20 protein-coding genes are annotated in these 26765 nt (G+C 72.2%); 8 read left to right on the top strand and 12 right to left on the bottom strand.

The genetic code is table 11. The features are described from left to right. Positions 1-15: 15 nt before the first annotated feature. The 8 genes from OHA72_RS24185 to OHA72_RS24150 form a co-directional block, all read right to left on the bottom strand. On the bottom strand, positions 16-687 hold the full coding sequence (locus tag OHA72_RS24185; protein ID WP_327010061.1) for an ABC transporter substrate-binding protein: 672 nt from the start codon (positions 685-687) through the stop codon (positions 16-18). A gap of 155 nt (positions 688-842) precedes the next feature. After that, positions 843-4649 (bottom strand): choice-of-anchor D domain-containing protein, encoded by a 3807-nt coding sequence (locus OHA72_RS24180; RefSeq protein WP_327010060.1) that lies wholly within the window; start codon positions 4647-4649, stop codon positions 843-845. A gap of 102 nt (positions 4650-4751) precedes the next feature. Further along, positions 4752-5153 (bottom strand): hypothetical protein, encoded by a 402-nt coding sequence (locus tag OHA72_RS24175; RefSeq protein WP_327010059.1) that lies wholly within the window; start codon positions 5151-5153, stop codon positions 4752-4754. Positions 5154-5189: 36 nt separating this feature from the next. Beyond that, on the bottom strand, positions 5190-5372 hold the full coding sequence (locus tag OHA72_RS24170; RefSeq protein ID WP_327010058.1) for a hypothetical protein: 183 nt from the start codon (positions 5370-5372) through the stop codon (positions 5190-5192). A 28-nt stretch (positions 5373-5400) separates the two neighbouring features. Further along, positions 5401-5676: a DUF2277 domain-containing protein gene (locus OHA72_RS24165; protein WP_327010057.1), complete on the bottom strand. Its 276-nt coding sequence runs from the start codon at positions 5674-5676 to the stop codon at positions 5401-5403. Further along, positions 5652-6854 carry a nucleotide disphospho-sugar-binding domain-containing protein gene (locus OHA72_RS24160; protein ID WP_327010056.1) on the bottom strand — a complete coding sequence of 401 codons (1203 nt, stop codon included), beginning with the start codon at positions 6852-6854 and terminating at the stop codon, positions 5652-5654. The genes OHA72_RS24165 and OHA72_RS24160 overlap by 25 nt, the downstream gene beginning before the upstream one ends. Next, positions 6839-8902, bottom strand: a complete 2064-nt coding sequence (locus tag OHA72_RS24155; protein ID WP_327010055.1) for an alpha/beta fold hydrolase — start codon at positions 8900-8902, stop codon at positions 6839-6841. Before OHA72_RS24155 ends, OHA72_RS24160 begins: the two co-directional genes overlap by 16 nt. A gap of 37 nt (positions 8903-8939) precedes the next feature. Next, positions 8940-9680, bottom strand: a complete 741-nt coding sequence (locus tag OHA72_RS24150) for an ROK family protein (protein WP_327010054.1) — start codon at positions 9678-9680, stop codon at positions 8940-8942. A 71-nt stretch (positions 9681-9751) separates the two neighbouring features. Between OHA72_RS24150 and OHA72_RS24145 the strand changes: the two genes are divergently transcribed. Further along, on the top strand, positions 9752-10939 hold the full coding sequence (locus tag OHA72_RS24145) for a barstar family protein (protein WP_327010053.1): 1188 nt from the start codon (positions 9752-9754) through the stop codon (positions 10937-10939). A 17-nt stretch (positions 10940-10956) separates the two neighbouring features. Here the strand turns inward: OHA72_RS24145 and OHA72_RS24140 are convergent, their stop codons facing one another. After that, positions 10957-11292: a hypothetical protein gene (locus OHA72_RS24140; RefSeq protein ID WP_327010052.1), complete on the bottom strand. Its 336-nt coding sequence runs from the start codon at positions 11290-11292 to the stop codon at positions 10957-10959. Positions 11293-11512: 220 nt separating this feature from the next. On the opposite strand from OHA72_RS24140, the gene OHA72_RS24135 reads away from it, so the two are divergent. The 4 genes from OHA72_RS24135 to OHA72_RS24120 all read left to right on the top strand — a co-directional run bounded on the left by OHA72_RS24135 (position 11513) and on the right by OHA72_RS24120 (position 16172). Beyond that, positions 11513-12202 (top strand): GntR family transcriptional regulator, encoded by a 690-nt coding sequence (locus OHA72_RS24135; protein ID WP_327010051.1) that lies wholly within the window; start codon positions 11513-11515, stop codon positions 12200-12202. A 48-nt stretch (positions 12203-12250) separates the two neighbouring features. Then, complete coding sequence (locus tag OHA72_RS24130) at positions 12251-13846, top strand: NCS1 family nucleobase:cation symporter-1 (protein ID WP_327010050.1); 1596 nt, start codon at positions 12251-12253, stop codon at positions 13844-13846. A 4-nt stretch (positions 13847-13850) separates the two neighbouring features. Continuing rightward, complete coding sequence (locus tag OHA72_RS24125) at positions 13851-14576, top strand: aspartate/glutamate racemase family protein (RefSeq protein ID WP_327010049.1); 726 nt, start codon at positions 13851-13853, stop codon at positions 14574-14576. Positions 14577-14675: 99 nt separating this feature from the next. Beyond that, positions 14676-16172, top strand: a complete 1497-nt coding sequence (locus OHA72_RS24120; RefSeq protein WP_327010048.1) for an IMP dehydrogenase — start codon at positions 14676-14678, stop codon at positions 16170-16172. 106 nt (positions 16173-16278) lie between these two features. On the opposite strand, the gene OHA72_RS24115 is transcribed toward OHA72_RS24120, so the two are convergent. From OHA72_RS24115 to OHA72_RS24105, 3 genes are all read right to left on the bottom strand, one after another. Beyond that, a complete protein-coding gene (locus OHA72_RS24115; protein WP_327010047.1) occupies positions 16279-17400 on the bottom strand; it encodes a cellulose binding domain-containing protein in 1122 nt (373 codons plus the stop codon). A gap of 107 nt (positions 17401-17507) precedes the next feature. Beyond that, on the bottom strand, positions 17508-19097 hold the full coding sequence (locus tag OHA72_RS24110; RefSeq protein ID WP_327010046.1) for a ThuA domain-containing protein: 1590 nt from the start codon (positions 19095-19097) through the stop codon (positions 17508-17510). After that, positions 19094-22354, bottom strand: coding sequence for a carbohydrate-binding protein (locus OHA72_RS24105; protein WP_327010045.1), 3261 nt, complete (start codon positions 22352-22354; stop codon positions 19094-19096). The genes OHA72_RS24110 and OHA72_RS24105 overlap by 4 nt, the downstream gene beginning before the upstream one ends. A 329-nt stretch (positions 22355-22683) precedes the next feature. On the opposite strand from OHA72_RS24105, the gene OHA72_RS24100 reads away from it, so the two are divergent. The 3 genes from OHA72_RS24100 (at position 22684) to OHA72_RS24090 (ending at position 26740) form a co-directional block, all read left to right on the top strand. Further along, entirely contained in the window at positions 22684-24957 is a 2274-nt protein-coding gene (locus OHA72_RS24100) for a glycosyl hydrolase family 18 protein (RefSeq protein ID WP_327010044.1), read from the top strand. An 87-nt stretch (positions 24958-25044) separates the two neighbouring features. Beyond that, positions 25045-25572 (top strand): hypothetical protein, encoded by a 528-nt coding sequence (locus OHA72_RS24095; RefSeq protein WP_327010043.1) that lies wholly within the window; start codon positions 25045-25047, stop codon positions 25570-25572. Further along, on the top strand, positions 25562-26740 hold the full coding sequence (locus OHA72_RS24090) for an MAB_1171c family putative transporter (RefSeq protein ID WP_327010042.1): 1179 nt from the start codon (positions 25562-25564) through the stop codon (positions 26738-26740). Before OHA72_RS24095 ends, OHA72_RS24090 begins: the two co-directional genes overlap by 11 nt. Positions 26741-26765 lie beyond the last annotated feature (25 nt).

Here is a 26765-nt window from a genome sequence, read left to right as displayed (position 1 = left end):
CCTTGCCGAACATGTTCAGGGCCGGCGTCTGGGCCTAGGTCGTTGACGCCGAGCTCGCCGAAGAGTCCGCTGGTGCCTCCATGAGGTGGATGGCGTCCACTCCGGGCCGACGGCGAGCGGCACCTTGCCCTTGCCGCGGATGGTGTCCGCCTGGGCGAGGAAGTCCGACCACGTCTTCGGGGGACCCGAAAGCCCGAGTTCACGCAGCGTGCGCGGGTTGTACCAGATGAGGTTCGCCCGGTGGATGTTGACCGGGACGGCGTAGATCTTGCCGTCGATGGTGAGGTTGTCCAGCAGGCCCTTCGGGAAGACCTTCCGCCAGCCCTGCTGCTCGTACAGGTCGGTCAGGTCCTGGACCTTGCCGGAGCGCACGTCGTCGAGCAGTTCGAGACCGGCGTGGCGCTGGTAGGAGTCGGGCGGGTCGTTGGCCAGCAGCCGGCTGGCGAGGATCGCCTTGGCGTTGGAGCCGGCGCCGCCGGACACGGCGGCGTTGACGAACCGGATGCCGGGGTTCGCCGCTTCGAAGGCCTCGGCCATCGCGGCCAGGCCCTCTTCCTCGCCGGGTCCCGTCCACCACGAATAGACCTCAAGCTGGTCGTCGCTCGCGCCGCCGACGGTGAGCATCGACAGCCCCGCGAGCAGTGACACGAACAGCAACGCAACGATGGCCAGGCGGCCCTTCCACACGTCGAACCTCCCGTGGCCCCGCTGGCGGGCGAATCCTCTGGCGCGGCGCACTCATGTCGTCGAGTGAACCTAGTGCTCACGGAAGTCGTTTGGTGATGAACGTCCGGTTCGTTAAATCGCGTCAACCGGGTGATTACCCCAGACGCACGGATGACTTATATCACAACGCAAACTTTTTCTACCCCCGCTGTTAAGCCCCCCCCCCCCCCCCCCCGCGCGCGCGCGCGCTGCGCGCGCGCGCGCACACACGCACACGGGGCACACCACACCCCCCATCGCACACCCCACCCCCCCACACGCACGCCCACCCCGCGCGCCACACCACCCCCACACACCCGCGCGCGCGGGGGGGGGGGGGGGGGGGGGGGGGGGGGGGGGGGGGGTGTGTGACCCGGCCCACCGACAAGAGGTCGTCTGCCCTCCACACACGCGGTGACCCGCAGGCACGCGCTCCCTCCCAGATGTTCGGGTTGCAGTCCACCACGTTGCCGGAGCGTCTGCCTGGCTGGGTCGGCTGTCCCCCCCACGCTCACCTGGTCCGTTGGGTTTGTCCACGTGATCCGATCTGGTGAAGCTGCCGGTCGTCCGCGATCGCGTTCGCGGTCTGCGTCGTTGTAGTCGCCGGCGACCGTGACCGCGGAGACGGTCGCGGCGGCGGTGCCGGTGTTGGTGACGGTCAGTCCTGTATTGACGGTGGATGGTGGCGTTCTTCGGCGTTCTTCTGCGGCGCGGCTTGCTGTCGGCACGACGCCGGCCGCGGAGAGCCCGACCGTGGCGGTGCCGTTGGTGGCGCTGCTCACGACCGTGAGCGTGCCGGTGCGCGTACCCGCGGCGGAGGGATGGAACGTAACCGTGATCGTGCAGTTGGCGCCCGCGGCGATGACCGTGCCGCACGTGGTGACCCGGGTGAAGTCGCCGGTCGCGGTGATCCCGGAGACGGTCGCCGGGCCCGTCCCGGTGTTGGTGACGGTGACGGTCTGCCAGTCGCTGTTGTCGTTGACGGCGGTGTCCTCGAACGCGAGGGACGCCGGGGCCAGGGTGAGGGTGGCGGGACCGCCGCCCGACCCGTACACCTCCAGGCTCGACACCTGCCCGGCGGGCCAGCCGGTGTTGGCGGTGATCTGCAGCCGCACGTGCCGCACGCTGGCGGTGACCGCGATGTCGGCCGTGTTGCCGGTCGCCGGGTCGAAGATGTACTCGGCGGCGGGCTTGAGCACGGTGCCGGTGGCGCCGTCGAGGACCGCGACCGTCTGCCGGCGGGTCGCCCAGGCCGCGGCCGGGGGCAGCCGCAGGGTCACCTTGCCGATCGCGGAGGTGGCGCCGAGGTCGGTCTGGATCCACTGCGGGAAGGCGTTGTTGGCGCTCTCCCAGTAGGAGTTCACGTCGGTGTCGGTGGCGTTGCCCGCCGGGTAGCCGGGCTGCGCGCTGGAGGCCGTGGCCGGCCGGCCCGCGGCCAGGTTGGTGGTGCCGGTGCCGGTCACCCCCGTGCCGGTGAGCTGCACGAGGATCGCGCCCTGGCCGTCGTCGCCGGTGATCGAGTACACCGCCGACTGGGCGCCCTGCGCGGACGGGGTGAACGTGACGGTCTGGTGGATGACGTCACCCGGCGACAGCTGCTGGCCCTCCGACACCGGTGTGGTCGTGTTGAACGCGCCGACCGGCGGTGCGGCCTTCGTCAGGGTGAGCGTGATGTTGCCGGTGTTGGCGATGTCGAAGGTCTGTGTCGCGGTCTGCCCGACCGGCACCTGCCCGAACGCGACCGGGTTCGGGGTGATGGTCAGGTGCGGCGAGCCCGTGACGGCGGTGCCGGTGACTGGGACGGTGACCGAGCCGGCGCTGCTCGTGACGATGAACGCGCTGCTGTGGTTGCCGGCGGCGGTCGGGGTGTACCGGACGGTGACGGAGACGGACGCGCCGGCGGCGAGGGTGGTGCCGGTGCCGGGGAAGCCGGTGGCGGTGAACGGTGCGGCCGGCGCGGTGAACCCGGTGACGGTGACCGCGGTCGTGCCGGTGTTGGTGATGCTGACGCCGAGGGTCTTGTTCGCGCCGGTCGGCACGGTGCCGAACGACAGCGCCGACGGGGTGGCGCCGAGCCCGGGCCGGGTGCCGACGCCGTGCAGGTCGAACGGGACGGTGCCGGCGTTGGTGGTGAACGTCAGGCTGCCGGTGGCGCCGCCGGTCGCGGTGGGCGTGTACCGCACCGGCACGGACAGGGTCTGCCCGGTGGTGAGGTTCACCGGCAGCGCCGGCGGGGTCGCGGCGAACGGCGCGGTCGTCGAGATCGCGGAGATGCTCACGGCGCGGGTGGCGGTCACGGTGACGGTGGCGTTGGCGGTGCTGCCGACGGCCACGCTGCCGAAGTCGGTGGGGCTGCTGGTCAGCGCCGCCGTGGTGGGCCGGCCGAAGCCGATGAGGTGCCCGTCGCGGGTGCCGATGAAGACCCGGCCGCCGTCGGTGGCGGGCGTGACGAACTTCGTCGCGACGCCGATCGGCGCGCTGTAGCGCAGGTTGAGCCTGCCGTTGACCGGCAGCGCGTCGTAGGCGCGGAGCTGGCCGTTGGCGCCGTTGGACCCGTCGCTGTAGACGGCCCACACGATCGCCGAGCCCGACGTGGTGCCGGTGGACGTGACGACCGGCGAGCCCGAGGTGTACCCGAACGTCGACGCGCTGGTCCCGGCGGACGTGAGGACGGGCAGGCCCGCGCCGTTGACGCCGTACTTGAACGCGCGCAGGAAGCCCTGGTTTTCGACCTGGTACACGTAGCCGCCGTCGCCGCCCCAGAACGCCGGGTGTCCCCAGACGCCGTTGTACGGTCCGGCCGGCGGGCCGACGGACGCGTCGCCGCCACCCGGGCCCTGCGCGTTGCCGCCCAGGTTGTCCCGGTCGAGGAGGTACACGCGGCCGTCTTTCCCGGTCTGCACCAGCAGCCGCGGGTGGGCGGGGGTGCCGAAGCCGGCGGGCAGCGCCATCGGGCCGCCGGAGCCGAAGTCGGTGTCGTCCTGGTCGAGCCGGCTGTTGTTGAACGGGCTGAAGAAGTCCTTGGCGGTCAGCGAGCCGTCGCCGTTGACCTGCAGGCGGATCACCGACTCGGCGAGGGTCCCGGGCGGGCTGGTGCCGGGGCCGGGTGCGGGCGAGACGCCGTTGCCGGTGGCCACGATGATCCGGCCCGACCCGTCGGAGACGAGACCGCCGCCGGACTGCCAGATGCCGGCCATGCCGTTGCTGCGGCCCGCCTCGGTCGACCACAACGTCGTCATCTGCGGGGTCGTGGTACGCACGCCGGCGACGTACCCGACGTACGGGCCGTAGTCGCAGTGGCTGGCGAACCCGGCGTAGACGACGCCGTCGAGCAGCAGCAGGCCGGGCCGCTGCGCCGCGGTCTTCGCGTTGAACGTGGTGCCCGGGTCGTTGGTCGGCGAGCCCTGGATCGTCACCGGCCAGCCGGCCCGCTCCGCGCCGGTCGCGGGGTTGATCGAGTGCAGGTAGAAGTGCGGGTGGTCGGCGTCCGGCCCGTCGTTGACCTTGGCCATGAAGAACACGGCGCCGGTCGCCGGGTCGTAGACGGGGGTACTGGTGATGCCGATGTTCGGCACCAGGTCCCCGCAGCCGATCGCGGACGCGGGCCACGCCGGGCCGACGCTGCGCGACCAGGTCACGGCGCCGGTCGCGGGGTTGAGCCCGTACACCCAGTTGTTCTCCGTGACGGTGATCAGCGTGCCGGCGGCGACGATCGGCTGCGCGTACACCTGCCCGTTGACGGTGGTCGAGAACAGCTGGCCGAAGTCGGAGGCGGAGACGGCCGACGGCGCGAGGCCGGGCTCGGCGCTGTCCCAGCCGGTGCGCAGGTTGTCCACGGAGACGGTGGTGGCGTCGGCGTTCGCGGGTGCTGGCAGGGCGATGGCTGCGGCCAGCGTCAATGCTGCCGGCAGGAGGTGGATGAGGGCACGGCGCATGACACGCATGACACGCTCCTGGCGGGGAACGGCAACGATGAAGGATCGAACCGTAACTTGGTCAATGCTTCACCGCAAGATGCTGACCATGCCGTGAAATTTTTCGACGGATCAGGGTCGATCGCTGATCCGCACCTGATGGCCGTCGATGACCACGTCACCGGCGTGCTCGGCGACGTAGACGTGGTACCGGTAGCCGGCCACCACCCGCCCGCACCGCTGCCCGGTCGGCGAGGTCTCGGCATGGTCGTACCGGACGACCGTCGCGTCGCCACCGAGCCGCGGCCGGCCTTCGGGCATGGGGTCGCGATGGCCGCCGACGGCGAAGCGGTCGCCGACCTCGGCCACATACGCACCGCCGACGACCGGGACCGCGGGCCGTGGCATCTGCCCGTAGGCGGTGACAGACTCCGGGCACGCGAGGCGGTAGACCGGCCCGCGGCGGGCCAGCGCCGGCCCGATGATCAGAGCGGCGACGGCGACGGCGGCGAACAGGACGAGGAGACGCTTCATGCCCGGTGCGACGCGACGCCCCGGCGAAGCGTTCCGTCAGCCGCCGAACCGTGATCCGAACCCGATCGACGCCAGGCGGGAGCTGCCGGTGCAGCGGCCCTCGGCGGTCAGGTACATCACCGGGAACGGCCCGCCGTAGGAGCGGATCAGGTCGGGCCCGACGATCACTTCGATCTCGTGGCCGCCGATGGTCGCCGTCCCGGGCCGCGACGGGTGCACGCCGACGACGGCGTCGTAAGGGCAGGGATCAGTCGCGGGTGCCGTACCGCTCGGCTGCGCGCGCCTTCGCCTTCGCGGCCTCGATTTTACGGTCGCGCGGCGGTGACTGCGTCACCAGCGACCCGAGCAGCTCGCGCGTGGCGGCGGCGACGGCTGCGACCGCCGCGTCGAAGGCGGCCTGGTTCGCCTGCGAGGGGCGGGTCATGCCGCTGACCTTGCGCACGTACTGCACCGCGGCGGCCTCGATCTCGTCCTCGGTCGCCGGTGGCTCGAAGTTGTTCAGTACCCGGATGTTCCTGCACATGCTTCCACCATGCCAGGTCGGGCCCGGCCCGTCAGTCCCGCCAGACTCGCCACGACGGCGTCGGGTGGGGGCATCGCGGCGATCTCGTCGCGGACGCGGCCGGCGCGGCGGGTGACGGCGGTGTCGGCGAGCAGCGCCCGTACGGCGGCGCGGACCGCGTCCGGGGACCGGTCGGCGAAGGCGACGCTGCGTGCGACGCCGGCGGCGGTGAGCCGGTCGGCGATGCTGAACTGGTCGCACATCTGCGGCAGGACCAGCTGCGGGCGGCCGGCGCCGAGGGCGGCCATCGAGCTGCCGGAGCCGCCGTGGTGGACGAACAGGTCGCAGGTCGGCAGCAGCACGTGGTGCGGCAGCCAGCCGACGCGCCGGGCGTTGGGGGGCAGGTCCTCGATGCCGTGCACGCCGGCGCCGCTGACGACGACCTCGACGTCCAGGTCCCGCATGCCGGAGACGGCGGCGGTGAGCCCGTCGACGCCCTCGGGGATCGGCACGGTGCCCATGGAGACGCACACGCGCGGGCGGACGCGGGGAGCGAACAACCAGTCGGGCAGCGTGCTGGCACTGTTGTACGGCACGTACCGCATAGGCAGGCACACGCCAGAAAAAGGGCCCGAGCCGGCGACGGAGCCTGGGAGCCGCAGCGACGGCGGGCAGGTGTCGACCGTCGCGAGCGGCGCGGCGGTCGCCCCGCAGACGCCGAGGGTGTCGGCGAGGCGCAGCAGCCGGTCGGCGACGTCGGCGAGAGCGGCGCGGTGCAGGGCGCCGGGCACGGGCAGCCCCCAGTGGTGCAGGACCCACGGGATGCCCAGGAGCGTGGCGGCGAGGGGCGCGGCGTACTCGACGGGTTCGGTGACGATGAGGTCGGGCCGCCAGGCGCGGGCGAGGGCGACGACGTCGGGGCCGGTGCGTTCGGCGATGGCGGCGAACACGGCGAGGTCGAGGGTGTCGTTGCCGCCGAGCGGCACGTGGGCGGGCCACAGCTCGAAGAACGACGCGTCGCCGCCGACGACGGCGTGGCTGAGCCCGGCACGGCGGATCTGCTGGCCCATCGACTGCGGCGCGGCGACGAGGACCTCGTGGCCGCGCAGGTGCATCGCCCAGGCGAGGGGGACGAGGGCGTACAGGTGGCCGGGCGCCGGGTTGATCGTGAACAGCACCCGCATCAGGTGGTCTCGCATTCATCCAGGACGACGGGGAGGTCTTCGACGCCGCGCAGCATCGTGCCGGGCGAGCGGAACCGGGGCGGTCCCGCGAGGCGCAGGCCGGGGAAGCGGCGCAGCAGCATCGGGAACAGCACCCGGGCGTGGGTGCGGGCCAGGGCCGAGCCGGGGCAGTAGTGCCGTCCGGCGCCGAAGGACAGCGGCGGCCGTGTGGTACGCCGCAGGATCCGGAACTCGTCGGGATCTGATGTGTACGCGGGGTCGCGGTTGGCGGCGCCGAGGATCCCGAGCAGTGCGGTGCCGCGTGAGACGGCGACGTCGCCGAACGAGCAGGGCACGGTCGCGATGCGTACCGCCACCTGCACCGGCGGGTCGTAGCGCAGGATCTCCTCGACGGCCTGCTCGGCGAGGGAAGGATCCTCGCGCAGCAGCGCGGCCTGTGCGGGGTGGGTGAGCAGGAGCCGGGCGCCGAGGGTGACGAGGCTCGCCGGGGAGTCGTAGGCGGCGCCGAACAGCAGGGTGAGGTCGCCGTGGTACTGCTCGCCGCCGTCCGGCCGGTGCGCGCGTACCACGTCCAGAAGGCCGCCGCCGGAAAGCGCGGCATGAGCGGCGAGCGTGTCGATGATGGTGTCGCCGGCCGCTGCCATCGCGGTGCGCTGCCGGGGCGTGATGAACGGTTCGAACGCGGCGCTGCCGGCCCGGGCGGCCACGCCGAGGCGCAGCGCGTCGGCGTCGGGGATGCCGAGGAGCCGGCCGGTGACCAGCGACGCGAACGGCACGGCGACGGCGTCGGCGAGGTTGACCGTCGCTCCCCCGGCGAGGCGCACCGCGAAGCCGTCCAGGACGCGGGTGGCGACGTCGACGACGTCGGCGTGCTGGACGGGGCAGCGGCGCGGGGTGAGCCGGCGGGCGAGTGCGGTGCGCAGCGGCAGGTGCGCGGCGCCTTCCCGCCAGCCGAACGACTGGTACAGGCAGCGCACCAGGCGGTGTTCGCGCCAGCCGGCGGTGAGCAGGTCGGGTGCCTCGCCGGCGCTGACGAACGTGGCGTCCTGCAGGAGGCGCGCGCAGTCGGCGTACCGGGTGAGCACCACCGCCTCGGTCTTGCCGGGCAGCTGCACCGGCAGCACGGGGGTGGCGCCGCGCAGCCGCGCGTAGGCCGGGTACGGGTCGGGGTGCGCCGATGGGCGGACCAGGTCGACGAACGTGCGCAGGGCCCGCCGCCGGTCGGTCTCGGCCCAGAACCGCAGCAGCGCCTCGGCGGTGGGGCCGGGCTGTTCGAGGTTGGGGCTGTGGGAGGCGCCGTCGATGACGGCCAGGGACGCGCCGGCGCGTTCGGCGTAGCCGGCGAACTCGGTCGAGGACCACAGTTTGCGGTCCCGGTGGCCGTGCAGGACGAGCAGCGCCAGCCGGGTGGCGCGCAGGTCGTCGGCGCGGTCGGACTCGCCGGCGAGGGCCTCGAGGGCGCCGCGGACGAACGCGGGGCGCATCAGCCGCAGCCGGGTCCGCCAGAACTCGCGCCGGGCGGTGTCGTCCTCGGGGATGAGGCGGCGCACGACGGGCCACATGACGGCGTTGCCCTGCAGCGACAGGGTGTGGTCGAACCCGCCGAGGATCTTGCGGTGTTTCGGGCTGTCCATGCCGGGGCCGCAGCCGATGAGGGCCGCGGAGCGCAGCCGGCCGGGGTCGGCGAGGGCGGCGGCGCGGACCACGAACCCGCCGTAGGAGTGCCCGACGACGTGCGGCGTCCCGGCGTCCCCGCCGCCGGCGACGGCGTCCAGGACGGCGAGCAGGTCGTCGGCGTGCCGCCGGATGGAATGATCACGGTCGGACAAAGCGTCGGCCGAGGCGTCGCACGAGGCGCCGTAGTGGCCACGGTAGTCGTAGGCGTAGGCGCGGTACCCGGCGGCGGCCAGCGCGGGCAGCGGCAGGAAGTCCTCCTTCGAGCCGATCAGCCCCGGGCACAGCACCACGGGGACGCCGGTGTCGGCGGCCGGCGGCGGCAGCGCGCGCAGCGCGGCCACGGCACCCCTGGCGGTCTCCAGCACGTCGTCACATACCGTGGTCACCGCATCACAGTAAGGTATATTTCGGACAGAACGGGCGTTACACGCCGATGAGCGTCCACGCCCGTGAGCCGCCGCGCACCCCGGCCTGGTTCGGGACCAGGCGCACGTCGTCGGGCATGGTCACGGCGAGGCGCTCGGCGTTGCCGCCGCCGAGGTACAGCCGGTCCCAGCGGAACACCGGCCGCAGCCCGTCCACGATCCGCAGCACCCGCCGCGACCAGCGCCGGTCGCCGAGCCGCTGCCGCTCCAGCTCACCGAGGACGTCGTCATACGTGCGGTTCTTCGAGTACGGCGCGTGCGACAGCTCCAGGTGCGGGGCGAGCCGACCGCCGTCGAACAGGGCGCTGCCGAGCCCGGTGCCGAGCGTCAGCACCAGCTCCAGGCCGCTGCCCTCGACGAGCGCGGCCCCGTGCACCTCGGCGTCGTTGAGCACCAGCACCGGCCGGGCGAAGGCCCGCTCGAGGTCGGCCCGGGCGTCGAAACCCTTCCACAGCGCGAACAGCTCAGGGTCGACCGGCGTGTGCGGCCCGGCCTCGTTGACGTAGTGCGGCGTCGCGACGACCACCCCGTGCCGGATCATCCCCGGCAGCCCGACGGTGACCCGGTCCGCGGCCGGCAGCCCCGCCGCGATGCCGAGCAGCGCCTCCACCAGCCGGGCCGGCGGCAGCGGGTACGGCGTCGGCACCCGCACCGGCTCGCTGCACAGCGTGTCGGTGTCGTCGACCACGGCGGCCTTGAGCCCGCCACCACCGCAGTCGACTGTCAACGTCGTCACCATCCGAGGATTCTTGCAGTTGCCGGTGCCGGCGGCTCAGGCAGCGCTCAGCCGGGGGCGGCTAGGGTCGGCGTGTGCCGATTCCGCTGCGCTGGCGCCTGCTCGACGAGGAGACCCGTGCCGTCCTGACCGACTGCACGGACATCGACGGGCTCTTCGTCGACGGCCTGTTCCCGGCCGAGCCGTCGTATGAGCGCTACACCCTGGTGGGCTGCGCCCCGTCCGGCCCGCTGCTCGCCGCGATCGACGGCACCGGGCCGGCCTGGCTGGGCAACCTCATCGTGGAGGGCGCCCACGTCCCCGGCCGGCCGGTCGGCGAGCGCTGCGAGGATTCGTGCCGGCAGTGCCTGGACATCATGGAGGAGCTGCTCGACGTCCGGCTCGTCGGTCACCGGCCCGCCGCGGACGGGTCCGGGCTGCTCGACGTCGACCTCGAAGGCCATCGCCGCGACGACAACGCCAATCGCGACGGCACCACCGCGCCCGACGTCTCCGGCTACCGGATGATCGCGTGGTACGGGACGCACGACGCCACCGGGGGGACGGCGGCCGGTGAGTGCCGTGCCGTCACGGGCCTGTTCCGTCAACGGGCCGGCATCTGGCCGCCGGGTCCCCCGCTGACCCTGCTCGGCTGCCGGCCCGGGCTCACCGGATCGCTCGAGGCCGAACTGGCCCACGTCCGCGTCGACGGCACTGCCCACACGACGGGCTGGAGCCGCCGCGTGTTCGGCAGCGTCACGGGCACGCGCCCGTCCGCGCTCGGCGGCGACCTCGTCGACGTCACCCTGGACGCGCGGATCCCGGAGCCCCTCGCGGCCAACGAACGCCCGCTGTGGGACATGTGGCGCGCCGGCGGCCCGGCCGGGCCCAACCTGTGGGCGGACCTCGACCGCAGCGGCCGCTGCCTGTGGGTGCACGCCGCCGCGATCCACCGCCGGCACGCACCGGACAAGCCCGCGGGCACCGTCTACCACCTGGACGGCCGCCACGTCACCGACATCGACGGCTTCTACTGCGCGATCGGCGAGGCGATCAACGGCCCCGGCGGCTGGTTCGGCGGCGACCTGTTCTGGCTGCACGAGAACGCCGCCACCGGCGACGGCGGCGCGACCCCCGGGTTCCGCCTGATCTGGCACGACTCGGAGGTCGCCCGCCGCCACCTGGTCCCCGGCTACGACCGTGCGACCTGGCTGCCCGCCCTCACCTTCGACGACCTGGTCGCCTTCCTCACCGAGGAGGGCGTCCAGGTCGAACTGCGCTGAGCTCCCGGGTCAGCGCGTCAGGCCGGGACCTTCGGCAGCTGCGCGACGGCGGCGGCGACCGCCTCGTCGGACAGCTCCCGGTCCTCCATCTCACCGGCGAGGAACCGGCCGTAGGCGGGCAGGTCCAGGTGCCCGTGGCCGCACAGTGCGGTCAGGATCACCTTCGCCTCGCCGGTCTCCTTGCAGCGCAGCGCCTCCTCGACGCAGGCGGCGAGGGCGTGCGTCGGCTCGGGCGCCGGGATGATGCCCTCGGTACGGGCGAAGCGCACCCCCGCCTCGAAGCATTCGCGCTGGGTCTTGGCGACCGCCTCGATCAGGCCGAGCTCGTACACGTGCGAGATGAGCGGCGCCATCCCGTGATACCGCAGGCCGCCGGCGTGGATCGGGTCGGGGGATGAAGTCGTGCCCGAGGGTGTGCATCTTCATCAGCGGCGTCACGACCGGCATCCTCGCCGGGGCGGGTTTGCCGCAGGCGTCGTCATCGGGGCGCGCGAAACGTGCCGATAACCGGGCGGGGATAGCGTGAGCTGCACCGTTGGGAGGTGGCGGATGGCTGGACCACGCCGTCGGTCGGTGCTGATCTCGAGGCTCGCCGGGAAGCCGCTGGGCAGTTCGCAGAGCGTGATCCTCGACGAGCTGCGCGCGTGCATCCTCGACGGGGAGGTGCCGCCGGGCTCGCCGATCCCGGTCGACGGGGTCGCCGCCGCGTTCGGGGTGAGCCGGATCCCGGTGCGCGAGGCGCTGATGACGCTCATCGGTGAGGGGCTCGTCGATCACCGGCCGCATCTGGGGTACCGGGTGGCGCAGATGACGGCGCAGGAGTTCGGCGAGATCTACCTGGTGCGGGAGGCCCTGGAGACCGCGGCGATGCGGGTCGCGGTGGCGTTCGCCAGGGCGGAGGACGACGAGCAGGCGCGGGCCGCGCACGCGGCGCTGGAGGAAGCGGTCGCCAACGGGGACCCGCGGGCGCACCACCGGGAGAGCCGCCGCTTCCACCTGGCGCTGATCCGGCCGTGCCGGATGCGGCGGCTGCTGCACATGCTGGGCACGGCGTGGAACATGACGGAGCCGCTGCAGCCGATGTCGCACCTGGACGGCGCGGACCGGCAGCTGCTGCACCGCGACCACGCCGGGATGCTGGAGGCGTTCATCGCCCGGGACGCGGACGCGCTGATCCGCGTGTGCACCGAGCACCACCGGCGGCTGCAGACGTTCATCGCCCTGTTGCCGCAGCACACGGGGCTGTTCGCGGAGCCGGACTGACAAAGATATATGTTCCCGCACATCGGCGTGAAACAGCGGATTCCTAGCGTGAGCGGCAACGAGCCGCACTACCTCGGGAGTTCGCAGATGGCCGACACAGTGGCACGCGCGCAGGAACCCGTCGTCGCAGGAACACTCGCAGGAGCAGGAGCCGACGGGCCGCAGGATCTGGTCGAGGCGGCCGGCATGCCGGTCGGCTCCGGCGTCATCAAACCCGGCTACGACCCCAGGCTCACCAACGAGGACCTGGCGCCGCTGCGGCACCAGTCGTGGGGCTCCTACAACATCTTCGCGTTCTGGATGTCCGACGTGCACAGCGTCGGCGGGTACGTCACGGCCGGCAGCCTGTTCGCGCTGGGCCTGTCGAGCTGGCAGGTCCTCGTGTCGCTGGTCGTCGGCATCACGATCGTCTACTTCTTCTGCAACCTGGTCGCGAAGCCGAGCCAGGTGACCGGCGTGCCGTACCCGGTGATCAACCGGGTGGCGTTCGGGGTGCTGGGCGCGAACGTGCCCGCGATCATCCGCGGCGGCATCGCGGTCGCGTGGTACGGCATCCAGACCTACCTGGCCTCGGCGGCGCTGGACGTGGTGGTGCTGAAGCTGTTCCCCGGCCTCGCGCCGTACGCGGACGTGAACGAGTGGGGGTTCCTCGGCCTGCCGCTGCTCGGCTGGTGCTCCTACGCCCTGCTGTGGGTCCTGCAGGCGGCGGTGTTCTGGACCGGCATGGAGACGATCCGCCGGTTCATCGACTTCTGCGGCCCGGCCGTGTACGTCGTGATGATCGTCCTGGCGGGCTACCTGATCTGGAAGGCCGGCTGGGGCGAGATCGACCTGAACCTCGGCGAGGTCAAGTACACCGGCTTCGACGCCGTGCCGATCATGCTCGGGGCGATCGCGCTGGTCGTGTCCTACTTCTCCGGCCCGATGCTCAACTTCGGCGACTTCTCCCGGTACGGGCGGTCCTTCAGCGCCGTGAAGAAGGGCAACCTGCTCGGCCTGCCGGTGAACTTCCTCGCGTTCTCGATCCTGGTCGTGGTCACGTCGTCGCTGACGATCCCGATCTTCGGCGAGCTCATCACCGACCCGGTGCAGACGGTCGCGAGGATCGACAGCACGTTCGCGATCGTGCTCGGCGCGCTGACGTTCACCATCGCCACGATCGGCATCAACATCGTGGCGAACTTCATCTCCCCGGCGTTCGACTTCTCCAACGTCAGCCCGCAGCGGATCAGCTGGCGGATGGGCGGCATGATCGCCGCCGTCGGGTCGGTGCTCATCACGCCGTGGAACCTGTACAACAACCCCGACGTCATCCACTACACCCTCGAGGTGCTCGGCGCCGCGATCGGCCCGCTGTTCGGGGTGCTCATCGCCGACTACTACCTGATCCGCAGGCAGGTCGTGTCCGTCGACGACATGTTCACGATGGACGCCGGCGGGAAGTACTTCTACAAGCGCGGCTACAACCCCCCGGCGATCGTCGCCACCGCCGTCGGCGCGCTCGTCGCGGTCGTGCCGGTGCTGTGGACGCACGGGCCGGGCATGCACACCACCGCCCAGTACAGCTGGTTCATCGGCATGGGCCTCGGGTTCGCCGTGCACCTCGGCCTCGCGAATCGCCGCACGATGCGCCCAGCCGCCTGACGCCATGCGGATCATGGTCGTCAACCCGAACACCACGGCGGAGATGACCGCGAAGATCGAGCTGAGTGCCCGGGCCGTCGCCGGCCCGGGCACCCGCGTCGAGGCGGTCACGTCGAGCATGGGCCCGGCCTCCATCGAGAGCCACTACGACGAGGCGCTCAGCGTCCCCGGCGTCCTCGCCGCCATCCGCGCCGGCGACGCCGACGGCTACGTCATCGCCTGCTTCGGCGACCCCGGCCTGGAAGCGGCACGGGAGGTGGCCGCCGGCCCGGTCGTCGGCATCGCCGAGGCGGCCATGCACGCCGCGGCCCTGCTCGGCCGCGGCTTCAGCGTCGTCACCACCCTCGACCGCACCCGGGGCCGCGCCTGGGACCTCGCCGCCCGCTACGTCGCACCCGGGGTCTGCCGGGGCGTGCACGCCTGCGACATCCCGGTCCTGGAGCTGGACCGGGACCCGGCCGTCACCGAACGGGTCGTCACCCTCGCCCGCGCCGCCCTCGCCCGCGACGGCTCCGACGTCATCGTCCTGGGCTGCGCCGGCATGGCCGGCCTGCCGTCGGTCGTCTCCGAACGCGTCGGGGTACCGGTCGTGGACGGGGTGGCCGCGGCGACACTGCTCGTGCAGTCCCTGCTCACCCTCGGCGTGTCCACATCGAAGCACGGCGAGTTCGCCCCGCCGCCGCCGAAGCCGTACACGGGTGCCCTCGCGGCGTTCGGGTCAGGTGGGTGAAACCCCGCCGACCGGCGGAGGCGGGCGCGGCGGCGCTGGTAGCGTGTGGCTGCATTCCAGCCATGCCGTTGCGGCGGCGGAGTGTTTAGGAGCAGGCACGTGGTCGTGATCCTCCCCGAGGTCTCCCGCACCCTGAACGAATACCTGCTGGTGCCGAACCTCACCACCGAGGACTGCACCCCGGACAACGTCGACCTGTCGACCCCGATCGTGCGGCACGCCGTCGGCGGGACGTCGCCGCTGCGCATCGCCGTGCCGCTGGTCAGCGCGATCATGCAGGCGGTGTCGTCGCCGCGGCTGGCGATCGCGCTGGCGCAGACCGGCGGGCTGAGCTTCATCCACCAGAACCAGGGCATCGCCGAGCAGGCGGAGTCGGTCAGCGCGGTCAAGCGGCACAAGGCGGGGTTCCGGCACTCGGACATCAACACGAAGCCGTCGGCGACCCTCGGCGAGGTGAGCCGGCTGCTGCGGGCCGCCGAGCGGGACATCGCCGTGGTCACCGAGGACGGCAGCCCCGGCGGGCGGTTCGTCGGGCTGATCTCCACCGCGGACTTCCACCCGCACCGGCACGACCTCAACGACACCGTCGAGTCCCGGATGCGCCCGGCCGCGGGCCTCGTGACCGCGCCGCAGACGGTGTCGCTGTCCGACGCGAACACGCTCATCTGGGACCACCGCCTGGACCTGCTGCCGATCGTCACCGCCGACGGGCACCTCGCCTCCATCGTGCTGCGCCGCGACTACGAGCTGCACAAGCAGTTCCGCAACGAGTCCATCGACGACGACAAGCGCTTCCGGGTCGGCGCGGGGATCAACACCCGCGACTACCGTGACCGCATCCCGGCGCTGGTCGCGGCCGGGGCCGACGTGCTGTGCATCGACTCCTCCGACGGGTACTCCGTCTGGCAGCGCAACACCCTGCAGTACGCGGTCGGCGAGCTCGACGGCGCCGTTCCCGTCGGCGCGGGCAACGTCGTGGACGGGCGCGGCTTCCGGTACCTCGCGGAGGCCGGCGCCGCGTTCGTGAAGGTCGGCATCGGCGGCGGGTCGATCTGCATCACCCGCGACCAGAAGGGCATCGGCCGCGGGCAGGCCTCCGCGCTCATCGACGTCGTCGCCGAACGCGACCGGTACGCGCAGGAGACCGGCGTGTACGTGCCCGTCTGCTGCGACGGCGGGCTCCTGGCCGACTACCACATGGCGATCGCCCTGGCCCTCGGCGCCGACTTCATCATGCTCGGCCGGTACTTCGCCCGCTTCGACGAGAGCCCGTCGAACGTCGTGAACCTGGACGGCCAGCTGTACAAGGAGTACTGGGGTGAGGGCTCCCAGCGGGCCCGCAACGTCGCCCGCTACGACCAGGGCGAGACAGAGATGCCGTTCGAGGAGGGCGTCGACGGGTACGTGCCCTACGCGGGCAGCCTGTACCCCAACATCGCCCGGACCGTCGCCAAGCTGCGCGCCACCATGGTCAGCTGCGGCGCCGTGACCGTGCCGTCGTTCCACCGCGACGCCGTCCTGGTGCAGGTGTCGCAGCAGAGCTACGAGCAGAACGGCGCCGAGGTCCGCCTCCGCACCGGCTCCAGCACCCAGTAACCCGTCCCGCCGGCAAGCCCTTCGTGTGCGATCGGCTACCGCGGGTCTGGGGGCGCCGCGGCGCCCCCAGACCCGGCGGGGTCTCCGACGAGCTTGCGGGGAATCGCTAGCGGGCGGCGCAGGTGACGGGTGGGGTGGTGGGGGTGCCGCTGCCGATGAAGCCGAACGTGGCGGAGGCGCCCGGGGCGAGCGCGCCGTTCCAGGTGGCGTTGTCCGCGGTCACGGCCGTTCCCGTCTGGGTGACGGTGGCGCCCCAGGCCTGCGTGACGCGTTCTGCGCCGGTGTACGTGTAGCGCGCCGTCCACCCGGCGAACGTGCCCGTGCCGGTGTTGCGGACGGTGACCTCGCCCTGGAAGCCGCCGGGCCACTGCCCGACCACCGTGTACGTGGCGGCGCAGCCGGGCACCGGCGGGACGCTGTCGGACGGCAGCACCGACCGGGACGCCGACGGCGACACCGACCGGGACGGCGACACCGACGCCGACGGGGACGTGGAGCGCGACGGGGAGACCGACGCCGAGGGCTGGACGCCGCCGAGGGCCCGCACCACGGCGGGCAGCCACCGGTCGGCGATCTTGCGGTCGCCGGTGGCGTTGGGGTGCACGCCGTCGCCGGTGTCGGTGGCGGTGCTGAACCCGGTCCACTGGTCCACGACGGTCACCGGCGACGCGGCGGTGGTCTTGCCGGCCGCCCACGCCGGGATGGCGGCGTTGAGGGCGACGACCCGCGCGGCGCACTCGGTGCAGCTGGACGGGTTCATCGGGATGATCTGCGCGACGAGCACCCGCATCGCGGGGTTGCTGGCCCGCATCTGGTCGACGAGCTTGCCGTACGCGGCGAGGATCACGTCCACGGAACGGTTGCTCCACACGTCGTTGGTGCCGAAGTGCATCAGCACCACGTCGGGTTTGCTCGCCGACAGCCAGGCGGGCAACTGGTTCTGGTCGGCGACGGCGGTGACGAGCGCGCCGCCGTGCCCTTCGCCGTCACCGTCGTACGCCACCCCGCAACCCTGGGGTGGCTGCGTGCCGACGAAGTCGATGTTCGTGTGCCCGCCGTTCTGCAGGTCGTTCCACAGCAGCGCCCGCCAGCAGCCCGGGTTGCCGGTGATGGAGTCGCCGAGGGGCATGATGCGCACCGCGGCCGCGTTGGCGGGTCCGGTCGGCAGCGCAAGGAGCAGGACCGCGCCGACGAAGGCCGCGGTGAGGAGCGCGAGGAGGGTCCGCATCCGCGCAGTAGAGCAACGGTGTTCGACGCTGTTCAATGCCCGGGACATTTTCCGCTGGTCCCGGGCTGTCCCGGCGTGAAAGCTCCACGCCGGGACAGCAACGGGGGTCAGGACGCGTAGGCCTCTACCTCGTAGAGGCGGGCGGCGGTGTCGGCGTTGTTCGTCGGGGCCAGGACGTTGACCCGCAGGTAGCGGACGCCGGCCGGGCCGAACGTGGAGGTGGTGACGTTGGCGGTGTTGCCGCGGACCTGGGACACGGTGGTCCAGGTGGTGCCGTCGACGCTGGTCTGCACGTCGAAGTCGCGGGTGTTGAACGCGGTGTTCTCCCCGCCGGCGCCGGCGTGGCGGATCACGACCCGGCCCACGGACACCGCGGCGCCGAGGTCGACCCGCCACCACTTGGACGCGCCGAGGGAGCACCACTTGTCGGCGTTGCCGCCGTTGACGGTGCCGTTGACGGCCTTCGCGGGAGTCTCGGTCGCCGCGCACTGACTGTCGGCGGTCGCCGTCTTGTTCAGCGCCAGGTTCGTCACCGGCGGCGTGGAACCGCCGGTGAGGGCGAAGTCGTCGACGTCGAACAGGCCACCGGAGCCCGTACCCACGAAGACCAGGAACAGCGAGCCGGAACCGGCCGACAGCGTGGTGGTCACGTCGACGAAGGTGCCGTAGCCGCCGGTGTTGGTCACCGGCAGCGAGCCGAGCAGCGGGCCGGTGGCGGAGCCGGAGCGGACCTGGATGGTGCCGCCGGCGCCGCCGGACGCGACCCGGGCGGTGAACCCGGTCTTGCCGGAGACGTTCACACCCGAATAGCCGGCCCAGTCGCCGTTGTCGATGTAGCCGACGCGGTTGCCGCCGTGGGCGGCGCCGTCACCGACGATCTGCACGCCGGACTGGGAGGTGTAGGACTCGGCCTCGATGCGGCCGGTCGGCGGTGTCACCGTGCCGGGGCTGCAGTCGGCGGCGACCTTGCCGCCGGCGTACCGGATCCCGCCGAGCAGGTGGGCCCGGAACGCACTGTCCGAATAGGACTCCTGGGTGTGGCCGGCGCCGGTGTAGAACGACCGTCCGCTCTGGATCGTCTTGCACCAGGCGAACGGATGGTCCGCGCCCATGGTGCCGCCGCTGTACGTGGTCTCGTCCAGGGTGGCGAGGACGTGCGCGGTGGCGCGCGGGTTGGTGCGGTAGTTGTACAGCTCGTCGGTGCGCACCCAGGTGGCGCCCAGGTGGGCAGTTGCCGGATGGGTGCGGTCCTCCACGCGGAGCGTCGCCTGCTGGATCGCCGGGTGGGAGGCGAACCAGGCGCCGACGAGGTCGCCGTAGAACGGCCAGTCGTATTCGGTGTCGGCGGCGGCGTGGACGCCGACGTAGCCGCCGCCGCCACGGATGTAGGACTCGAACGCGGTCTGCTGCGTGGCGTTGAGCACGTCGCCGGTGGTGCTGAGGAAGACCACGGCCTCGTACTGGGCGAGGTTCGCGGTGCTGAACGCGGCGGCGTCCTCGGTGGCGGTGACGGTGAACCCGTTCGCCGCGCCGAGCTGCTGGATCGCGGTGATGCCGGCCGGGATGGCGTCGTGGCGGAACCCGGCGGTCTTGGAGAACACGAGGACGTCGAAGGCGGTGTCGGCGTTGGCGGCGGGGACGGCCCCGGCGGCCAGGAGCGCGCCGGTCACGGCAAGGGTGGCGAGAATGCGTTTCATGATGCGTAGACCTCTACCTCGTAGAGACGGGCGGCGGTGTCGGCGTTGCTGGTGGGTGCGATGACGTTGACCCGCACGTAGCGGACGCCGGCGGCGGTGAACGTGGAGGTGGTGACGTTGCCGGTGTTGCCGCGGACCTGGGACACGGTGGTCCAGGTGGTGCCGTCGACGCTGGTCTGCACGTCGAAGTCGCGGGTGTTGAACGCGGTGTTCTCCCCGCCGGCGCCCGCGTGGCGGATCACGACCCGGCCGGCGGAGACGGTCGAGCCGAGGTCGACCCGCCACCACTTGGACGCGCCGAGGGAGCACCACTTGTCGGCGTTGCCGCCGTTGACGGTGCCGTTGACGGCCTTCGCGGGAGTCTCGGTCGCCGCGCACTGGCTGTCGGCGGTCGCCGTCTTGTTCAGCGCCAGGTTCGTCACCGGCGGCGTGGAACCGCCGGTGAGGGCGAAGTCGTCGACGTCGAACAGGCCACCCGTGCCGGTGCCGACGAAGACGAGGAACAGCGCCCCGGAACCGGCGGTCAGCGTGGTGGTCACGTCGACGAACGTCCCGTAGCCGCCGGTGTTGCCGACGTTGACGGAGCCCAGCAGCGGGCCGGTGGCCGAACCGGAGCGGATCTGGATGGTGCCGCCGGTGCCGCCGGACGCGACCCGGGCGGTGAACCCGGTCTTGCCGGAGACGTTCACACCCGAATAGCCGGCCCAGTCGCCGCCGTCGATGTAGCCGACGCGGCTGCCGCCGTGCGCGGTGCCGTCGGCGACGACCTGGACCCCGTTCTGGGACGTGTACGACTCGGCCTCGACCCGGCCCGTGGGAACGACACCGCCGGTGTCGAGGGTGAAGGCGTCGACGTCGAACAGGGCGCCCGCGCCGCCGGTGAACACCAGGTACAGCGGCCCGGTCGTGGCGGGTGCGCCGGAGACGGTGCCGGTGACGTTGACGAACGTGTCCCAGCTGCCGGTCGCCGGGACGCTGGTCGAGCCGATGAGCGTGCCGGTGGGTGAGCCGGTGCGCAGCGACAGGGTGCCGCCGGCGCCGCCGGAGGAGACCCGGGCGGTGAACGAGGTGGCGTTGTTCACCAGGTACGGGGTGAACGCGATCCAGTCGCCGTTCTCGATCTGCCCGACGGTCTTGCCGCCCTCGGCGCCGGCCTTGTCGAACGTCAGCACGCCCTGCTGGGAGCTGAAGTGCTCGGCCTGGCGGTGCCGCGGCTGCAGGGTGTGCTGGGTGTGGGTGGTGAGGCCGCCGTTGTCGGTGTACTCGGCGTCGAACACGGCGAAGATGTTCGCGGCGGCGTCGTGCTCACCGTCGAGGGGGATGGTGATCGAGCCGGTGCAGCCGGTCTGTGACGTGATCTGGTGGCCGTGGGTGTCGTGGCCGAGGATGTACGTCATCCGGACCCGTCCACAGTCGACGGTGCCGTCCTCGGGATCGGTGACGGTGATCTGGTAGGGCACGGTGTCGCCGAACGAGACGAGCGAACCGTTCGCCGGCGTCACGATCCGCACCGTGGGCACGGTGTTGCCGGCGGAGATCCGGACGCTGGCGCTGCCGGTCGCGCCCTGCGGGTCCCGGACGGTCAGGGTCGCGGTGTAGGTCCCGGCGGTGGCGTAGGTCTTCGTCGGGTTCGCCGCCGTGGACGTGGTGCCGTCGCCGAACGCCCACGCGTACGTGATCGCCTGGCCCTCTGGGTCGTTGCTGCCGGCCGAGCTGAAGTTCACGGTGAGCGGCGCGGGCCCGGACGTCGGGTTCGCCGCGGCGACCGCGACGGGCGCGCGGTTGCCGCCGCCGGTGTATTCGATGCGGTACAGCGCCGAGTTGGCGTCACCGTTGCCGAAGCCGGCGCCGTAGTCCAGGACGTACAGGGCGCCGTCGGGGCCGAACGCCTGGTCCATGATCTGCATGCCGGACCAGGGGAAGTTGGCGATGGCGCCGGGCGAGCCGTCGCCGTTGACGTCGATGGCCTTGATCCAGCGGCGGCCGAACTCACCGGCGAAGAAGTGCCCGTCGAGGTCGGCGGGGAACATGACGGCCGACGGGTTCGCCGCGTCGTAGCGGTACACGGGCCCGGCCATCGGCGATTCGGAGCCGCTGCCGAACTCGGGCGGGCTGCCGGCGTCCCCGGCGTAGCGGATCCAGGCCGCCTTCGCGGCCGGCAGGGTGCCCTGCCCGGTGTTGCGGAAGGAGTTGTTGGCCGGTCCGCCGGGGCAGTTGTACTTCGGGCCGGTGCTGTTCGTCGCGAAGTTCCACTCGTTGTACGTCTCGGTGGTGGTGTTCGTGCCGGTGCAGTACGGCCAGCCGTAGTTGCCGGGTGCGGTGATCCGGTCGAACTCGACCTGCCCGGACGGGCCCCGGTTGGCGTCGGTGGTGCCCGCGTCGGGCCCGTAGTCGCCGACGTAGACCGCGCCGGTCGGCTTGTCGACGCTCATCCGGAACGGGTTGCGCAGCCCCATCGCGTAGATCTCGGGCCGGGTGTTCGCGGTGCCCTGCGGGAACAGGTTCCCCGACGGGATCGAGTACGAGCCGTCGGTGTTCACCTTGATCCGCAGGATCTTGCCCCGCAGGTCGTTGGTGTTGCCCGCGGAGCGCTGCGCGTCGTAGGCGGGGTTGCGGTCGGTGCGCTCGTCGATCGGCGCGTAACCGGCCGAGTCGAACGGGTTGGAGTCGTCGCCGGTGGACAGGTACAGGTTGCCGGCGGCGTCGAAGTCGATGTCGCCGCCGACGTGGCAGCACATGCCGCGGTCGGTGCCGACCTCCAGGACGGTGCGTTCGCTGGACGTGTTGAGGGTGTTGTCGGTGTTGAGGGTGAACCGGGACAGCCGGTTGACGCCCTTCCACGGGGTCCAGTCGGCACCGGCGGCGGGCGCGTCCCCGCCGGGCGTGTTCAGCGGCGGCGCGTAGTACAGGTAGATCTGCCGGTTGGTCAGGAAGTTCGGGTCGGCGGCGACGCCCTGCAGGCCTTCCTCGTCGTGGGTGTAGACGGGCAGGTTGCCGATCACGGTGGTGGTGCCGCCGGCGTCGGTGCGCCGCAGCGTGCCGTTGCGGGCGGTGTGCAGCACGGAGCGGTCCGGCAGCACGGCGATCGACATGGGTTCGCCGAGTTCGTTGATGCCCTTGGCGAGCTCGATCTGCTGGAAGAGGGCGGGGTTGATGGTGGTGTGCGCCCGGGCGGGCGCGGCGGGCAGTGCTACGGCGGCGCTGCAGACCAGCAGCGCCGCCGCGGCGGATCGGGTGATGGATCGGCGGGGGTGCATCGGCGGGGGTCCTTCCCGGAATGGGTCGGGTCACGCGATGCCGGGGCACGCCGGGGTGCCCGGCGCTGGCGGGCGCCGGGTCGTCAGTCGTGCGTCCGGCGGTGGGTGCACGGGCCGCCGAAGCCCCACACATCCACACGTCGCGATGGTTTCGTGCGGCTGACGGTACTAACTCAGGTATGTAAATGCAAGAAACTAACCGCGGTCGTCAAAAAGTCGAGCACGCCCACGGGGGCGGCAACCTTAAGAACCTTTAAGGATATAGACATACTTGACTTTATTGCCACCTCGCGCGGACTATTAAGAAACTTTCCTAATAGGAGGCCAGAGTGCACCCCACCAGGCTCTTCGCCGCCGTCCTGCTCACCGTCTCCGCCGCGGTCGCCATACCCGGCACCGCGCACGCCGCCACCCCCGGGCTGACCGCCGCGTTCTCCGCCGCGGACAACGGCACCTACTGGGTCGACAAGTACGTCGTCAGCAACCCGACGGCCGCGTCCATCACCGGTTGGACCCTCGAGTTCGACGTGCCCGCCGGACTGACCGTCGGCTCCGGCTACAACGGCACCGTCACCCGCACCGGCAACCACGTGACCGTCGTCAACGCGTACTACAACGGCACCGTCCCCGCCGGGCGCAACACCGAGCCGTACAGCTTCTGGTTCATCGCCACCGGCACCAACAGCCAGCCGCTGAACTGCCGGATCAACGGCAACAAGTGCGACGGCAGCGCCGACCGCGCCCCGAACGTCCCCGCCGGCGTCGCCGTCACCGGCCGCACCACGAAGACCGTGTCCCTCGCGTGGAGCGCACCCGCCCCGACCGACTTCCCGATCGCGGGCTACGACGTGTACCGCGGCGGCACCCTCGCCGCGTCGGTCACCACGCCGTCGGCCACCGTCACCGGGCTCACCCCGAACACCGCGTACAGCTTCACGGTGCGGGCCCGCGACACCCGGGGCAACGCCTCCGCCGACAGCGCCCCGGTCACCGCCACCACCCTCAACCCCGCCGACGACACCACCGCGCCGGCCGCGCCTGGCAACCTGCGCAGCACCGCGAAGACGTCGGTCAGCGTCACCCTTGCCTGGAACGCGGTCACCGACCCCAGCGGCATCGCCGGCTACGACGTGTACCGCGGCGGCACCCTCGTCGCGTCGTCCACCACGACGACCGCGACCGTCGCCGGGCTGGCGCCGCTCACCGCGTACACGTTCACGGTGAAGGCGCGCGACACGTACGACAACGCCTCCCCCGCCAGTGCCCCCGTCACCGTCACCACCGATGACGCCGTCGGCTCCGGCGCCTACGCGAAGGTCGGCTACTTCGTCCAGTGGGGCATCTACGGCCGGCAGTACTTCGTGAAGAACCTCGACACGTCCGGCGCCGCGGCGAAGCTCACCCACGTCAACTACGCCTTCGCCAACCTCGACCCGGTCAACCTCACCTGCCTGCAGGGCGTCACCCGCGGCACCACGGCGAACCCGCAGGACCCCGACCAGGGCACCGGCGCCGGGGACGCCGACGCCGACTACGGCCGGCCGTTCAGCGCCGCGCAGTCCGTCGACGGCGTCGCCGACACCGGCTGGGAGACGCTGCGCGGCAACTACAACCAGCTGCGCAAGCTCAAGGCCAAGCACCCGAACCTCAAGGTGCTCATCTCCATCGGCGGCTGGACCTACTCGAAGTTCTTCTCCGACGCGGCCGCGACCCAGGCGTCCCGGGAGAAGCTGGTCCGCTCCTGCATCGACGTGTACATCAAGGGCAACCTGCCGCTGTACAACGGCGCCGGCGGGCCCGGCAGCGCCGCCGGCATCTTCGACGGCATCGACCTGGACTGGGAGTGGCCCGGCGCCGAAGGCCACGCCGGCAACCACTGGGGGCCGCAGGACAAGGCGAACAACACGCTGCTGCTCGCCGAGTTCCGCAAGCAGCTCGACGCGCTGGGCGGCAAGCGCTACCTGCTGACCGCGTTCACCCCCGCCGACCCGGCGAAGATCGCCGCCGGCTGGGACATCACGCACAACGACGGCACGCCGAGCGTCTTCGACTCCCTGGACTTCGCCAACGTGCAGGGCTACGACTTCCACGGCGCCGGCAGCGACAACTCGTGGGAGCCCAACCGCACCGGGCACCAGGGCAACCTGTACGGCGACGCCCAGGACCCGTACCCGTTCACGTTCAGCGTGCAGAACGCCGTGGCGGCGTACACCACCGCCGGCGTCAACCCACGGCAGCTGACCGTCGGCTTCGCCTTCTACGGCCGCGGCTGGCAGGGCGTCACCGCCGGCACCACGAACGGTGAGTGGCAGGCCGCGACCGGCGCGGCACCGGGGCAGTTCGCGGAGGAGGCCGGCACCCGCGGCTACGCGAACCTGCTCGCCATGGTGCCGGGCTGCACCGTGTACCACGACGTCCAGTCGATCGCCACGTCCTGCTTCACCGGGCCCGGCGGGCAGTGGTGGACGTTCGACGACACGTGGTCGATCGCACAGAAGACCGCCTGGCTGAAGCAGCAGAACCTGCTCGGCGGCATGATCTGGGAGATGTCCGGCGACACCACGTCCGGCACCCTGATGACCGCGCTCAACTCCGGCCTGTAGCGCATTGCCGTGGCGGCGGCCTTCTGACCGCCGCCACCCGGGGCCTATCGTTGAGCCGGTATGTCCCGAAGGTCGGCTGGAGCGTGGATGCGGCTGCGAGAGCTGGAGAAACAGGTCAGGCGGATCCTCGCCGGACTGGACGTCCCGGACCCGTTCGACCTGCGGGCGTTCTGCGCGTCCGTCGCCGCCGCGCGGGGGCGCGACCTGCACCTGCACCAGTTGCCGCAGGCCGGGGCCGACGGCACCGCGTGCGGGCTGTGGCTGGCGACGGACAAGGCCGACCACGTCTTCTACGCCGCCGGCACCGGCTGGCTGCACCAGCAGCACATCATCCTGCACGAGATCGGGCACATCCTGTGCGAGCACGTCGCGCCGGAGCCTTCACCGGCTGACGTGACGGCGCTGCTGCTGCCCGACCTCGACCCGGCGACGGTCGCCCGGGTGCTGCGCCGCTCCTCATACTCCGCGCCGCAGGAGCAGGTCGCGGAGATGATCGCCACGATGCTCAACGAGCGGGCCGGCACCACCGCCGCCCGGCCGCCCGCCGACCCCGCCCTCGGCAACCTGTACGACGCCCTCGCCGAACCGTTCCTGGTCGAGCGCCGTGGTCGTTGACGTCCTGGAGATCGCCGTCCTGGCCGCGTTCTGGGCGTTCACGATCTGGCGGTTCGCGACGCCGCAGACCCCGCGCGGCAAGGCCGTCCGGCTCGTGGTGCTGCTGGCGACGCTGTCGTTCACGTTCAACCGGCGGGAGATCTCGTACGCGACGGACACGGTCCTGCACGTGCCGGACATCTCGGTGCCGCTGAAGAACCTGGCGACTGTCGCCGCGTCCGCCGGCATGGTCCACATCGTCGGGCTGCTGTCCACCGACCCGGCGCGGTGGGCGTGGCTGCGGCGCGCGGCGTACGCGCTGCTGGGCGTGACGTCGGTGGCGATGTGCGTGCTGTTCCTGCTGGCCCCGCGCCGGCCGGAGCGCTACGACTTCGTCTACGAGCACGCCGGCGAGCCCCTGGTCACCGCCTACGCCGTGCTCACCCAGCTCGGGCTCACCGTCGGGCTGTGCTGCGCGCTGGTGCTGTTCCGCCCCACCGGGCGGTCGGTCGCGCCCGGGGCGCTGCGGACCGGGATGTGGCTGCTGAGCGCCGCGGCCGTGGTCGGGCTGCTGTTCATGGCGAACCGGGTCGCCTACCAGGTCAGCCACGCCGCGGGCAGCCTCGCCCTGGACGGCGCCGCCGCGCAGAACGTCTCCCGCGGGCTGCTGGCCATGATGCTGCTGCTCTTCGCCGCCGGCGGCGCCCTGCCGGCCCTCGGCGGGCTGCGGCGCTGGATGTCACGTTACGTGGCGCTGCGGCGACTGCGGCCGCTGTGGCTGGAGCTGTCGACGGCCGCGCCGGGGGTGGTGCTCGGCGACCCGCCGGGGCGCCTCGGCGAGCTGCTCGCCCTGCGCGGCGTCAAGTTGCGCCTCTACCGCCGGGTCATCGAGATCCGCGACGCGCAGTGGCTGCTGACGGGCCGGGCCGGCGACGGCGCCGAGGACGCGGCGGCGCTGCGGGCCGCGATCACGACCGGGAAGCGGCTGGAGCAGGCCGCGTCACCCACCCCGGACGCGGCTCATGGCCCGCCGGGCGCCTCCCAGTCGGCCGGCGGGCCCGACGTCGACGCCGAGGTCCGGGCGCTGCTCGGCCTCGCGCGGCGATACCGCGACGCGGCCGTGCAGGGCGTCGTGGCCACCCCCGTTGCTCTCGCCGGCCACAACGATCCGCCCAACCCGAATGGGTGACGTCAACTTCAGTTTATGGGGCGAC

Origin of the sequence: Dactylosporangium sp. NBC_01737 (genome assembly GCF_035963215.1) — a bacterium.
Taxonomy (GTDB): Bacteria; Actinomycetota; Actinomycetes; order Mycobacteriales; family Micromonosporaceae; genus Dactylosporangium.
This window is presented reverse-complemented; position numbering and strand designations above follow the sequence as displayed.

Excerpts from the sequence above, each read along its gene's own strand:
- OHA72_RS24125 (WP_327010049.1), top strand. The coding sequence starts at position 13,851 with ATGCGGATCATGGTCGTCAACCCGAACACCACGGCGGAGATGACCGCG.
- OHA72_RS24175 (WP_327010059.1), bottom strand. The coding sequence starts at position 5,153 with ATGAAGCGTCTCCTCGTCCTGTTCGCCGCCGTCGCCGTCGCCGCTCTG.
- OHA72_RS24095 (WP_327010043.1), top strand. The coding sequence starts at position 25,045 with ATGCGGCTGCGAGAGCTGGAGAAACAGGTCAGGCGGATCCTCGCCGGA.
- OHA72_RS24140 (WP_327010052.1), bottom strand. The coding sequence starts at position 11,292 with ATGGCGCCGCTCATCTCGCACGTGTACGAGCTCGGCCTGATCGAGGCG.
- OHA72_RS24105 (WP_327010045.1), bottom strand. The coding sequence starts at position 22,354 with ATGCACCCCCGCCGATCCATCACCCGATCCGCCGCGGCGGCGCTGCTG.
- OHA72_RS24150 (WP_327010054.1), bottom strand. The coding sequence starts at position 9,680 with ATGGTGACGACGTTGACAGTCGACTGCGGTGGTGGCGGGCTCAAGGCC.
- OHA72_RS24180 (WP_327010060.1), bottom strand. The coding sequence starts at position 4,649 with ATGCGTGTCATGCGCCGTGCCCTCATCCACCTCCTGCCGGCAGCATTG.
- OHA72_RS24115 (WP_327010047.1), bottom strand. The coding sequence starts at position 17,400 with ATGCGGACCCTCCTCGCGCTCCTCACCGCGGCCTTCGTCGGCGCGGTC.
- OHA72_RS24110 (WP_327010046.1), bottom strand. The coding sequence starts at position 19,097 with ATGAAACGCATTCTCGCCACCCTTGCCGTGACCGGCGCGCTCCTGGCC.
- OHA72_RS24165 (WP_327010057.1), bottom strand. The coding sequence starts at position 5,676 with ATGTGCAGGAACATCCGGGTACTGAACAACTTCGAGCCACCGGCGACC.
- OHA72_RS24160 (WP_327010056.1), bottom strand. The coding sequence starts at position 6,854 with ATGCGAGACCACCTGATGCGGGTGCTGTTCACGATCAACCCGGCGCCC.